Annotated in this window: 13 protein-coding genes and 4 tRNA genes; 8 read left to right on the top strand and 9 right to left on the bottom strand. The window is 41.4% G+C overall.

Features of this window, described 5'->3' with window-relative positions; all coding sequences use genetic code 11:
- Positions 1-32: 32 nt before the first annotated feature.
- A complete protein-coding gene (locus V7K60_RS24000) occupies positions 33-572 on the bottom strand; it encodes a porin family protein (protein ID WP_104905937.1) in 540 nt (179 codons plus the stop codon).
- Between the two features lie 393 nt (positions 573-965).
- On the opposite strand from V7K60_RS24000, the gene V7K60_RS23995 reads away from it, so the two are divergent.
- Positions 966-1,907, top strand: coding sequence for an ADP-ribosylglycohydrolase family protein (locus V7K60_RS23995; RefSeq protein ID WP_334929003.1), 942 nt, complete (start codon positions 966-968; stop codon positions 1,905-1,907).
- Positions 1,908-2,001: 94 nt separating this feature from the next.
- Here the strand turns inward: V7K60_RS23995 and V7K60_RS23990 are convergent, their stop codons facing one another.
- The 5 genes from V7K60_RS23990 to V7K60_RS23970 form a co-directional block, all read right to left on the bottom strand.
- Positions 2,002-3,594 carry a gamma-glutamyltransferase family protein gene (locus V7K60_RS23990; protein WP_334929001.1) on the bottom strand — a complete coding sequence of 531 codons (1,593 nt, stop codon included), beginning with the start codon at positions 3,592-3,594 and terminating at the stop codon, positions 2,002-2,004.
- A 206-nt stretch (positions 3,595-3,800) separates the two neighbouring features.
- Positions 3,801-4,805, bottom strand: a complete 1,005-nt coding sequence (locus V7K60_RS23985; RefSeq protein WP_334928999.1) for a transposase — start codon at positions 4,803-4,805, stop codon at positions 3,801-3,803.
- Between the two features lie 21 nt (positions 4,806-4,826).
- Positions 4,827-5,678, bottom strand: coding sequence for a hypothetical protein (locus V7K60_RS23980; RefSeq protein ID WP_104908316.1), 852 nt, complete (start codon positions 5,676-5,678; stop codon positions 4,827-4,829).
- Positions 5,679-5,819: 141 nt separating this feature from the next.
- Entirely contained in the window at positions 5,820-6,479 is a 660-nt protein-coding gene (locus tag V7K60_RS23975; protein ID WP_334928997.1) for an Npun_F0813 family protein, read from the bottom strand.
- An 85-nt stretch (positions 6,480-6,564) separates the two neighbouring features.
- Positions 6,565-6,690, bottom strand: coding sequence for a hypothetical protein (locus tag V7K60_RS23970; RefSeq protein ID WP_334928995.1), 126 nt, complete (start codon positions 6,688-6,690; stop codon positions 6,565-6,567).
- Positions 6,691-6,836: 146 nt separating this feature from the next.
- Between V7K60_RS23970 and V7K60_RS23965 the strand changes: the two genes are divergently transcribed.
- The 4 genes from V7K60_RS23965 to V7K60_RS23955 all read left to right on the top strand — a co-directional run bounded on the left by V7K60_RS23965 (position 6,837) and on the right by V7K60_RS23955 (position 8,302).
- Positions 6,837-6,909, top strand: a tRNA-Arg gene (locus V7K60_RS23965).
- Positions 6,910-7,081: 172 nt separating this feature from the next.
- A complete protein-coding gene (locus tag V7K60_RS35415) occupies positions 7,082-7,423 on the top strand; it encodes a group I intron-associated PD-(D/E)XK endonuclease (protein WP_442944458.1) in 342 nt (113 codons plus the stop codon).
- 45 nt (positions 7,424-7,468) lie between these two features.
- Complete coding sequence (locus V7K60_RS35410; protein ID WP_442944457.1) at positions 7,469-7,600, top strand: hypothetical protein; 132 nt, start codon at positions 7,469-7,471, stop codon at positions 7,598-7,600.
- A gap of 333 nt (positions 7,601-7,933) precedes the next feature.
- Positions 7,934-8,302 (top strand): hypothetical protein, encoded by a 369-nt coding sequence (locus V7K60_RS23955; protein ID WP_334928992.1) that lies wholly within the window; start codon positions 7,934-7,936, stop codon positions 8,300-8,302.
- A 237-nt stretch (positions 8,303-8,539) separates the two neighbouring features.
- Here V7K60_RS23955 and V7K60_RS23950 read toward each other — a convergent pair.
- From V7K60_RS23950 to nadA, 3 genes are all read right to left on the bottom strand, one after another.
- Positions 8,540-8,611: transfer RNA gene (locus tag V7K60_RS23950), tRNA-Thr, on the bottom strand.
- 87 nt (positions 8,612-8,698) lie between these two features.
- Positions 8,699-8,784 (bottom strand) — tRNA-Tyr (locus V7K60_RS23945).
- A gap of 124 nt (positions 8,785-8,908) precedes the next feature.
- The gene (nadA, locus tag V7K60_RS23940) at positions 8,909-9,883 is read right to left on the bottom strand and encodes a quinolinate synthase NadA (RefSeq protein WP_334928991.1); all 975 of its coding nucleotides are present in this window, start codon (positions 9,881-9,883) and stop codon (positions 8,909-8,911) included.
- Between the two features lie 149 nt (positions 9,884-10,032).
- On the opposite strand from nadA, the gene V7K60_RS23935 reads away from it, so the two are divergent.
- The 3 genes from V7K60_RS23935 (at position 10,033) to V7K60_RS23925 (ending at position 11,575) form a co-directional block, all read left to right on the top strand.
- Positions 10,033-10,950: a TIGR04168 family protein gene (locus V7K60_RS23935; RefSeq protein WP_334928989.1), complete on the top strand. Its 918-nt coding sequence runs from the start codon at positions 10,033-10,035 to the stop codon at positions 10,948-10,950.
- Positions 10,951-11,081: 131 nt separating this feature from the next.
- A tRNA-Ser gene (locus V7K60_RS23930) sits at positions 11,082-11,166 on the top strand.
- Between the two features lie 256 nt (positions 11,167-11,422).
- The gene (locus V7K60_RS23925) at positions 11,423-11,575 is read left to right on the top strand and encodes a CopG family transcriptional regulator (protein WP_334928987.1); all 153 of its coding nucleotides are present in this window, start codon (positions 11,423-11,425) and stop codon (positions 11,573-11,575) included.
- Positions 11,576-11,578 lie beyond the last annotated feature (3 nt).

Genomic DNA, 11,578 nt, shown 5'->3' with positions numbered 1-11,578 from the left:
AAGTATAAACTGACTGAGGACTCAATAATCTTTTATTTGAAACGATAGCCAATACCACCATTGATGCTAACAGCAGAAGCATCGCTATTTTGGTAGGCACCAAGTCCGACTTTAGCATTAGTGTAGACAAGGAAATTGTTAGCAACTTCCGATTCAACACCAGCACCTACCACTACTGAATCTCTGTTACCTATAGGAGTTGGTGAACCATCTTTCTCTACAAAAGAATAACCACCAGTTAAATAGGCATTAGTTCTATTAGCAATGGGCACATCCACAGAAAGTTCTGGAATTATGGCACTTGTTTTATCACTCCAGAGGACATTACCACGTGCAGAAAACGGCGTATTTCCTAATTTCGCACGACCTGTGACATTACCGCCAAAGGTAGCATCATCATTGATACCTTGTCCGCCACTGGTAACGCCAGCTGCAACACCAGCACCAACATAACTAGCATCAGTACCCTTTTTAGTCTCAGCAGAAGCTTGACCAGCTGATAGAACAAAAGGAGCAACTATTAAGGAAGACAATGCAGAAATTGTCACGAAAGACTTGAGTAAGCGTTTCATAAATTTGACCAAATTTTGTATTTTTTACTTGTATATTCCAGGTCGAAAATAAAGTAATAATGTTCCAAATGATTCCCAAGTTTTATTAAATGACTGTTGTTATTAATGCATAACGCTTACAGGACAATTATCCTTTTAATTGATAAATAAGCTGTTATAATTACATCTCAATGTCTTTCCATTCTGGTTCTTTGTTCCCCAATAGACGCTTTTAAAACTGTCACAATAATTGGAACTAAAACCTAATCGGGATATGGTAAATCAAATACCCGATTAGGTTTTTTTGCCGAGCTTTTCACAGATGATGAAAAAGTAGGCTGTAGCATCTGTTGCAACAAGCTATAGAAGGAATCTATAAAGTTAATTTTGAGCAATTATTGTGGAGATTGAATAATGCTAACCGCTGCAAAAACGTTGTCTGGTTTGATGGGTTTATGTGTCGGTGATGCGTTGGGTGTGCCGGTGGAGTTTACTAGCCGTGCTGAACGAGTAAAATCTCCAGTGACAACGATGCAAGGTTATGGCACATGGAATCAACCACCAGGAACTTGGTCAGATGACAGTTCGTTAAGCTTTTGCTTGGCAGAATGCCTTTGTAGGGGGTATTCGTTGGATGCCATAGCCAATTCCTTCTGGCGCTGGTACAAGGAGGCTTACTGGACTCCCCGTGGCGATGTCTTTGACATTGGTCAAACTACTCATACAGCAATTATGCGCCTTAAGCAGGGAGTTGTTCCCCATCAGGCGGGCGGTAAGGTTGAAAATAGTAATGGCAATGGTTCTTTAATGAGAATCTTGCCGATGGCTTATTGTCACAGAAGCTTAACTTTAGGCGAATTGCTGGCGCGGGTGCATGATGTTTCGGCGATTACTCATGCTCATGCGCGATCGCAAATGGCCTGCGGCATTTATATTAGTATTGCAGTGGCCCTCTTGGAAGGGGCTGACCCGCAAACAGCTTATTTACAAGTACTGCAAGATATCCAAACAATTTATTCTGTCCGAGAATTTTTGTTAGAGAAGCCACATTTTGGCAGAGTTTTGAGTGGTGAGATTGCCAAGATACCAGTTGAAGAGATTAATTCTGGTGGCTATGTGATTGATACCTTAGAATCATCCCTGTGGTGTTTATTAAATAGTTCGTCTTATTCTGAGGCGGTGCTAAAAGCTGTCAACTTAGGCGGAGATAGCGATACTACGGCCGCCGTCACCGGTGGGTTGGCGGGAATTTATTACGGGGTAGAAAATATTCCCAAACAATGGATGAACCAAATTGCTCGTAGACAAGACATTATTTACTTGGCAGAGCGTTTTGCAAAGGCTGTCTACAGCTAGTTTGTAATTATAAATTATACCAAATATGTATTATCAAATGAAGTGCGGAATGTGGATTAAATATTATTACCGATCTAATCAAAAATCCAAGTGCTTAATATGCTAATGCTAAACCATCAGAACGAGATTCAGAAGCAGCAACTAAGACTCCATTATGTCTCAGAATCATTTGACCTTTACCAAACATTATTTCAGAAGCAATTTCCTGATTATGACCTCGCTTTCTTAAGCCTTCAATAATTTCAGAACTTACACCCTTTTCTAAAAGGATCTTATTGCCTTCTAAAAATCGCCATCTAGGTGCATCTAAAGCAGCTTGAGGATTCATTTGATAGTCAGATAAATTAACTACCATTTGTAAGTGTCCTTGTGGTTGCATTGGTGCGCCCATAACCCCAAAAGGCCCTAAAGGTTGATTGTCTTTAGTCAGAAAACCGGGGATAATAGTATGAAATGGAAGTTTTTGTGGTGCAACTTGATTAGGATGTCCCTCTTGTAAAGTAAATCCTGCTGCCCGACATTGTAAAGAAATTCCAGTTTCAGGAATTAAAATACCGCTACCAAATCCTTCATAGTTAGATTGAATAAAGGATACCATTAAATCTGGATCGGCAGTACATAAATAAACAGTTCCTCCTTGAGTTAATCCTGTATTAGCTAGAGTAATTGCTGTATCTTCGATTAAGGATTGACGCTGTATGGCATAATTTTTATCTAGTAGCTGATTAACAGAAACCTTCATCAAACCTGGATCGCAAACATGAGAATAAACATCAGCGAAAGCAAGTTTCATCGCTTCAATTTGATAGTGGAAACTTTCGGTTGAATCACGAGCATAGTTTTCAATTTTCAAGCCTTCTAAAATATTCAGTGCCATCAATGCAGCAATTCCTTGTCCATTGGGAGGGATTTCCCACACTTGTAATTGCTTGTATTGAGTTGAGATTGGATCGCACCAAATGGGTTGATGATTGGCTAAATCAGTTTTTGTTAAACATCCTCCTGTATCAGCAGAAAAATTAGCGATTGCCGCCGCTAATTTTCCTCTATAAAAGCTTTCTGTACCGCTATTAGCAATTTCTTTTAATGTTTCTGCAAACCATAAACTCCCCCATGTTTCTCCTGTTTTAGGAGCGCGATCATTAGGAAAAAATACTTGCTTGAACGGCTGAAATTCTGGAGAATTTAGAGACAGATAAATATTTTCTTGACGTTGCCAATATTGTGCAATTATGGGAGACAATGAAAACCCTTGTTCTGCATAACGGATTGCTGGAGTAAATAGTTGTTCAAACGGTAATTTTCCCCACCGATTCCATAATTGATACCAAGCAGAAACTGCTCCAGGAACAGTTACAGATAACCATCCTAATTGCGGAATTTTTTCCATACCTAAGTATGATTTTAAATTCAGTTGTTGAGGACTTCTTCCAGAAGCATTAAGACCATGTAATTTCCCATCCCAAACAATCGCAAACGCATCTGAACCAATTCCATTTGATGTAGGTTCAACAACGGTTAAAGCAATCGCAGTCGCAACGGCAGCATCAACTGCATTTCCTCCTGCTAAAAACATTTCTATTCCTGCTAGGGTTGCTAAATGTTGACTAGTAGCAACAGCATATTTTTTGCCTAAAATAACCCGACGGTGGGAATGGTAAGGATAATGATTGAGATTGAACTCCATAAAATGGCTCTTTAGCTATGTAATGTAGTCCACGAAGATTTGTAAGAGGGTGTTTGTTTGTCCTTGTCCCGTCTAATCGCAGGGCTGTTTCACGCCCTAAAAGATGTAAAATTACAACCATCTAGGGGATGAAAAATCATGGATGCAAAGATGAAACAGCCCTGCTTTTAATTACTGAATCGATGCTCTACTCTAACTGTTAACTCCTAAACCGTAGACAACGAATAGACCTGACCATCGATTAGCAGTCGCGTGATGCCCTTAGCTTGTAGATGAGTACGAGCCTTATGGAGCATTTTACTATCTGGAACTTTAATCACGCGATCGCGTTTAGTAGAAAAACGCTTGGCGACGCGATGGTTATCAAACACCGGCAGAGTTCTTTGCTGGGTTTCCAGGCTGGGAATTTGTCCCAAGTCACCAAAGTCCTTCAGAGGTCGCGTAATTAATTCTGAGGAACGGTCAATTACCAAATAGCAAGTTTTCGGCAAATTGGCTACCGACAGTGGTAAAACTTCAACTGATGCTTCACCTGGTCTTCTTCTTGTAACTAAAGGTCTTTGCTCATCTAGGTCATCATCATCAAAGTCTTCTTCCTCAAAGTCATCATCTTCTAAATCATCATCTTCTAAATCATCCAAATCCTCTGATTCGTCGAGCAAATCTTCGCCCAGCATGTGCGCGATGACGGCCGCTCCTGGATGTTCATTCTTTAGCGGTGGGATGGGAATGCTGACTATTTCCAGCGGCTTTGGCTCTGGAGTTTCTAATTTCTCTGTGACTCGGAGTTTGGGTTTCTCCGTCGCCGAAGGGCGTCGCCGCACTCGTCTACTAGCAGCAATTGACTCCGCCGTTTCCTCTGAGTAAAGTTCCTGCTCTACACGAATTATCTTACGTGGTAGTGGCTCAACCTTTGGCACTTCCAAGGGTTGGCTTTCACTGGGTGGAACTTCTATCTCCGGCTCTGGTTCTGGTTGAGTCAGCAATGGTAATTGCTCGTAGCTTACCTGCGCCCTTCCTTCAGGAGTTCTCGCAGCCCGCTTTAAAGAGACTAAGTATTCATACTCATCTTCTGGCAAAGTGCTTTTGAGCAGGCGACTAATCGTCGAGTTACTCACACCATAGCGGTCTGCCAAAGTTGAGGTTGTTTCAGCAGTCTCTCGATATAACTTAAGAATTTCTTGCTTGTCAGAGTCTGTTAATTTTCTCACGGTAGATACCAAAAATCTTTACTAAGCTCGTTTCCGTCCGCTGGTTCGCCGTGTTCGTCTTAGTGATGCGTCATATTCTAAGACAGCGCCCATACCAAATAACACTCCACTAAACACCCAAAACACTTCTAATATCTCCCCACTTTGATAATTGGGGCCTTGGGCGTATTTAAACCACATATCTGCAATGTAAAGCGAAAAGGCCGCTGCTGCAATCATTCGCCAAGACTGGGAAACTCTTCCCCCCCAAAAGGCTAGTAGCAAAGTGGTAGCAATAATTAACAAAACTACATCGCTAACTACGTAAAACCAATTCAAAATAGCGACTAGCAGTTCTGAGGGTGTTTCCTGTTGCATAGAAATCCACCATGCCAACAAACTACCGAACACTGCAATTGCTAACACAATTAGCCACTGCCATTTTTCCAGATTGATTCGCCTGGAAGCCACAGCTAAAATCATGCCTGCGCCGAGTAATAGATAAGTCAATACAAAAAATATATCGCCTACAGACACATCCGGTTCATCTTTTAAAACTATTTCGGTATAGCCGAAAATTATCCCTCCAACGAAATAGGAAAGCATACCTAACCCAATTAAGAGCCAAACATTTCGCCCACTGACGATTTGTGGACTCAGCCAGTTTCTCAAGCATAAGATACTGGCACCCAAATAAGCTAAAGCTTCAAAAATATTTGTGCCAATCACATACCACTCGGCTCGGCTTTCTATGCCATCGGCTCCGGGAACTTTGGCACTAAACAATAAAAAGTATAGCAGTGCCAGGACGGCCCAGCCAATATTAGCTAAGACAATGTTCTGAGTGGTGAAAATTGATTTAGAAAGAAACGAATTCTCGTAAGAGTTATTCATAGGACAAGACTTATGTAGATGCACTCTGGCAGTATTTTGAGTTAAAAGACTGTATATCTTGCAGTGTGTCTGTCAGCTAATACACAATCGGACACCAAAAGCAAGTGCGAGTGGCAGGAATTTTGTGAAAAAATTTCCATGCTACTGCCATAGTTTACCCAGTGGCGATTGATTTAGCCAACTAAGAAACAGCGATCGCTCGGCTTCTGGCATATCTTCTAGCTTATAAATCACTTGTTTGGTAAAATTAGCGTTGCCAAAATAAGCTTTTCCTAATCGATGCAGTTCTTGTAACAGGATAACTACATGATTTTCTTGCCAATCAGGTATTTTGGCTGTCGGCAAAGGATTAGTAGATACCAAATATTTAACTGCTTCTAAGGAGGATGTTTGGGGAAATTGCTTCTGCTTGAACACCTCCGCAATATCTTTTTCAAATAAGGCAGCTTGCCTAGCACCTAAAAACTCTTCAATATCGATAGAAACACCTTGCAACAGCAAAATACTGGCTTGGATTAAAATCGCCGTTTTGCCATGACTACCTGTGTCACTATCCAACTGCTCTAAACGGATTTTACCCCAAACACTAAAGCGTTCGGGTTCCTCCAGCAAAACACAGGCTTTACCTCGGTTATCCGTTAATTCTCTCCATAAGGCTCTAGCTTCTTCCTCTTGACTAGCTTTGAAAACACTAATCAAGCGAAAAGTCTGCCCTTGATAACTAAGAATCGGCACCTGCTGATCCTTTTTTGGGTGCTGAATGCTTGATATTTCAACATCCTGCCGTTTGAGAATAAACATGGCACTAGCAAATAACTCCTCACAGGGGCACTCTTAATATGGAATATATAATGGCATTTGGCAGCATCGCCAAGGCTGAAATTACCTAGCATACTGTGGAAACGAGCCTAGCGATCGCCAGTTCCTTCCCAAAGGTAGCCGCCCAGAGGACGGTGGCGTTAACAGGCAAATAACCTCTTGAAAACTCAATATATCTAAACCAATACCCCATCTGTTTCGTTTTCGGTGTAGATTAACTAACTAGCGACTAGCATCTTAGCCTTGCTAGTGGTAAATCTGCAATTTTCGATTGCTTCTTGGTACGCAGAAACGATATAATAGTTTAGGTGACTCTTTTGGGAGCCATTAATTTATGTTGGGCGCGTAGCTCAGTGGATAGAGCAATTGCCTTCTAAGCAATCGGTCGCAGGTTCGAACCCTGCCGCGCTCGTTTTAACTAAATATGAACCCTCAAGCAGCGTGAAATGATATGATGATTTCCACATTTGAGGGTTCGTTATTGCTGCATCATACCAAGAATAAGGGCGATATTGCTGTTACGAGAGCGATGTCTGACGACAAGCCGCTTGGGCGTCTACGCCGATCTAACACTTAAAGGATACTTGATTCTCACACCATTTGTTTGTGAGCATTTACCTTTTGATTTTGTTGCTTACAAAGACGATAAATTTTATAAAATACAAGCTAAATATGCAGGAGACAACAGGGTAGTCAATAAAACTATTTGGGTAGATAAAAATGGTACTTATCAGAAAAAGTATAAAGTAAATGACTTTGACTTTTATGCTGTTTATCTGCCTGATATAGATAAAGTCGTTTATCCATCAATTAACTTTAATGGTTGCTACATAACTGCCCAGATACCTAATTCAGCTACACCGTTTTACTGGTGGGAGGATTTTACAGACTTTACTGAAGCAGCGTCTAAGCGAACCTACAAATAGTTTGGCGTTGATTTAACAACTAGAAAGGTTAACCCAGACTCTAGAATGCATACCAGAAAAGTTGAAAGGCCATCAAAAGAAGAACTAGAAAAACTAGTTTGGGAAAAGCCAACCGCACAAATTGGGAGAGATTTTGGCGTATCTGATAAAGCTGTAGAAAAGTGGTGTAAGGCTTAGGGGATAGAAAAGCCACCTAGAGGGTATTGGGTGAAGAAAGCTTATGAAAATAGTAGAAGGACAGTTAACAATCTATGACGAAGATTGAAACTTATTGAGTCTGCTCAAAAAAAACTAAATCAATGAAAACTTTTTTATACATAGAAGATATTCCATCTAATCGGAGTGATGTTTTAGACTCTGTTAAAGGACTTAAGATACTTAATTTGACTAGGTGTTGTTGGGAGCCTCCTGATAGAAAAGTTAGCGAATGCGGTATTGAAGCAAAAGATATTTTTTCACTAACACCTAGACCTCTTATCATGAGCTTTAACTCAGGGCTAGTTATTGGATATGGAAGTCAACCATCAAAAAACTCAGTTACTATCTGGATTGGGAAAAACGAGGCTGGTGAAACAATTGATAGAACTAACTGAAGAAGATAAGGAACTTTATCCAGTAGATGCAAGAGATGCAGTATACAGTAATAATTTTTGGGCTAGGTTAGTAGGGCAACGTATATCAAATATAACTATTTTAAAAAGAAGCTACAGCAGCGCACTATACGCAGATATTGCAAATGAAATTGGATTACTGTTTGAGGTAGAAAATGGGAGTAGATTTATCGCTTCTCACGGATTACATAACGATTCGGATGACTTTTCGGTAATTCAGGAATCACAGATTGATAATGAAATTCGTAATCACATCCAAGGACTTTAGAGGGGAGAGTGAAAAAAGGGCGTTGCTGAATAGTAGGATAAATGTCTCTGTGGCTTATACTGAGCCTACAAAATCATAGCCAAATCATAGCCAAAAAAACAAGCTGGATATCCCAAATTCTGACCTGATAGTCAAAATAGTCACAAATACAAGTAAGAAAGTTAGCTTTTCAACATCTGAATTCCTTCAAAAGCCTGAAGCCCTTACTTTTACGTTGATTATTTCATCAATCTAAAAAGCCCGTGACGAGGATTGAACTCGTGACCTCACCCTTACCAAGGGTGTGCTCTACCACTGAGCCACACGGGCAAAATATAACTTTGGTTTTTAAGTTGTAAGTTAAAATGCTGGGAGCTTTACTCTTTACCCAGTCATTATAACTTATAACTTCGTAAGTGGTGGGCCGGGCTGGATTTGAACCAGCGTAGGCGCTAGCCAACGGATTTACAGTCCGTCTCCATTAACCACTCGGACACCGACCCAATTTGTCTCACGATTTAAGATATTAGCATCATCTTTGATAATTTGCAAGTGGTTATAAATAATAACTTGTGGGTAGAGACGCAGTTTTGTCGCGTCTCTACAAATTATCTAAACCTATACTAGTTACACGCTCATCTCCAGCATTCGTTGCATTGGTCGCAGTGCAGCAAGGCGAATATCCTCTGACATGGTAATTTCGGGACTACGATTTTTCATTGCCCAGTAAAGCTTTTCTAGGGTGTTTAACCGCATAAACGGACATTCGTTACAAGCACAGTTATTCATCGGTGGGGCAGGAATAAAATGCTTGTCAGGAGCTAGTTTTTGCATTTGGTGAATGATTCCAGGCTCCGTAGCAACGATAAATTCCTTGGTGGAACTGCTTTGACAATACTTGAGTAAAGCGGCTGTAGAGCCAATAAAGCTGGCGTGGCGCAAGACACTACTTTCACATTCTGGGTGGGCGATCGCCTCTGCTTCGGGATGGGCAATTTTTAACTGGACAATTTTCTTTTCCGAAAAGGTTTCATGGACAACACAGCTACCTTGCCATAGCACCAAATCTCGTCCAGTCTGTTCCATGACATATCGCCCCAAATTCCGATCTGGGGCAAAAATAATCGGCTGTTCTTTCGGTATCTGCTGCACAATTTTCACAGCGTTGGAACTAGTGCAAATAATATCACTCATCGCCTTGATATCAGCAGAGCAGTTGATATAAGACACCACCAGATGATCTGGATGCGCTGCTTTAAAAGCTGCAAACTCGTCTGGTGGACAACTGTCTGCTAAAGAACAACCAGCATTCAAATCTGGTAAAAGTACTAATTTATCGGGATTAAGTATCTTTGCTGTTTCTGCCATGAAGTGAACACCAGCAAAGACGATCGCATCCGCATTGGTTTTTTCGGCGGCTCTTGCCAGTTGTAATGAATCCCCAATAAAGTCGGCAATATCCTGAATATCTGGCTCTTGATAATAATGTGCCAGGATAACTGCGTTGAGTTCTTTTTTGAGACTCTCAATCGCCGCAAATAAATCTAGTGGTAGTTCACCCAGTTGGGCGTTTTCTCGTTGAGCTAGTGCAGTGGTAAACACAGTTTAAGGGTGCTTTATGTTGCAAATTTATGTCCTGTGGATTCAATTATAGTAGTTTTTACCAAAAATAGTGGGCGGTTGATATTTTCGGGTTGTGTCCAAATCGGGCTGAGTTTCATATCCTGGAGATAGACGGCAAGGAAAGTGGCATGACCAGTCAGAAAACTCAATCGATAACCCTGAAAATTGCTGTAGTTGGAGATGTTCACGACCAATGGGAAGTGGAAGATGGTATTGCACTCAAACATTTGGGTGTTGACTTAGCGCTGTTTGTGGGGGATTTTGGCAATGAATCGGTGGAAGTGGTCAGAGCGATCGCCTCTCTCGATATTCCCAAAGCAGCTGTGATGGGCAACCACGATGCCTGGTACACTGCCACCGAATGGGGACGTAAAAAGGCTCCTTATGACCGCTCTAAGGAAGACTGGGTACAGGAACAACTCGATTTATTAGGCCCGTCCCATGTCGGTTACAGTAAGTTGGATTTTCCTACTTGGAATTTAACTGTAGTGGGGGGTCGTCCCTTTACCTGGGGTGGCCCAGAGTGGAAATTCGCGGAAATCTGTAAAGAACGTTACGGTGTGACGAGTTTGGAAGAATCTGCCGATCGCATCTTCAAAGCAGTTAAAAGCGCCGCTTATGAAACGATTATATTTTTGGGTCACAATGGGCCAAGTGGGTTAGGCGATCGCCCTGAAGACCCCTGTGGTAAAGACTGGCATCCAATTGGTGGCGACTTTGGCGATCCAGATTTTGGCGAGGCGATTTCTCAAGCCTTGACTGCTGGTAAAACCATTCCTCTGGTGACATTTGGTCACATGCACCATACTCTGAGACATACTAAGGTGCTGCGGAAATCTATCTTTAGAAGTCCAGAGGGAATAATTTACTTGAATGCGGCAAGTGTGCCACGGATTGTGGAAAATGACAGCGAGAAGTTGCGTAATTTTTCCATTGTCACCCTAGAGGCAGGTGTGGTTTCGCAAGTTTCCCTAATTTGGGTTGGGAATGACTACCAGGTGGCTAAGGAGGAAATTTTGTACGAGCGATCGCGTAGTGTGTCGTAGACATTCGCATCTAGTAGTGCAATCTGCGTAGATGATACGATATAGTATTATCTGTCAGCTTTAGTGCTAACCAAAAAAAGCGCCTGAATAGCGTCTGAAGGTAGGGTAAGCACAAGTTTGACAGATTTATTGGAGAGGTGGCAGAGTGGTCGATTGCGTCCGACTTGAAATCGGATGAGGCTAAAACCTCCGGGAGTTCGAATCTCCCCCTCTCCGTTCTTGAATATATAACTTCTTCAAACTTGCGTATAAATACTATGGTTCCCTATGGTGGGGATACTGCTTACTGGTGGGCTTCTATGTGCTTGCCGGCTTTTCAAGTTTTATTGCAAACAAAGAAGATGGAGCAAACCTTTCATTATTTAACTTGTCTGGGCAAGAGTTTACTTTATAAACGTAAGCGAATTGCCAGTAAAACTGGCTTAGAATTTTGTTCCCACAATGTTCCCACAAATATGGTAGACTAAAAATTATGGCAAGGACAAAACCACCATCTGATAAAGAACTTAAAATTCGCTTGCCAAAAAATGAACTTGAGCTTCTTGAGGCTTACTGTACTAAATATGGAAAAACAAAAACAGAAGTCTTAAGAGAGTGGATTCGTAGCCTGAAATTAGACTCTTAGAAA

Source organism: Nostoc sp. (assembly GCF_036917555.1).
In the GTDB taxonomy this organism is placed as follows: domain Bacteria; phylum Cyanobacteriota; class Cyanobacteriia; order Cyanobacteriales; family Nostocaceae; genus Nostoc.
This window is presented reverse-complemented; position numbering and strand designations above follow the sequence as displayed.

What these genes read in the sequence shown, in the direction of transcription:
- V7K60_RS23990 (WP_334929001.1), bottom strand. Translation starts at nt 3,594, where the DNA reads ATGGAGTTCAATCTCAATCATTATCCTTACCATTCCCACCGTCGGGTT.
- V7K60_RS23975 (WP_334928997.1), bottom strand. Translation starts at nt 6,479, where the DNA reads ATGTTTATTCTCAAACGGCAGGATGTTGAAATATCAAGCATTCAGCAC.
- V7K60_RS23970 (WP_334928995.1), bottom strand. Translation starts at nt 6,690, where the DNA reads ATGGGGTATTGGTTTAGATATATTGAGTTTTCAAGAGGTTATTTGCCT.
- V7K60_RS23935 (WP_334928989.1), top strand. Translation starts at nt 10,033, where the DNA reads ATGACCAGTCAGAAAACTCAATCGATAACCCTGAAAATTGCTGTAGTT.
- V7K60_RS23925 (WP_334928987.1), top strand. Translation starts at nt 11,423, where the DNA reads ATGGCAAGGACAAAACCACCATCTGATAAAGAACTTAAAATTCGCTTG.
- V7K60_RS23995 (WP_334929003.1), top strand. Translation starts at nt 966, where the DNA reads ATGCTAACCGCTGCAAAAACGTTGTCTGGTTTGATGGGTTTATGTGTC.
- V7K60_RS24000 (WP_104905937.1), bottom strand. Translation starts at nt 572, where the DNA reads ATGAAACGCTTACTCAAGTCTTTCGTGACAATTTCTGCATTGTCTTCC.
- V7K60_RS35410 (WP_442944457.1), top strand. Translation starts at nt 7,469, where the DNA reads ATGCATACCAGAAAAGTTGAAAGGCCATCAAAAGAAGAACTAGAAAAA.
- V7K60_RS23955 (WP_334928992.1), top strand. Translation starts at nt 7,934, where the DNA reads ATGGAAGTCAACCATCAAAAAACTCAGTTACTATCTGGATTGGGAAAA.
- V7K60_RS23980 (WP_104908316.1), bottom strand. Translation starts at nt 5,678, where the DNA reads ATGAATAACTCTTACGAGAATTCGTTTCTTTCTAAATCAATTTTCACC.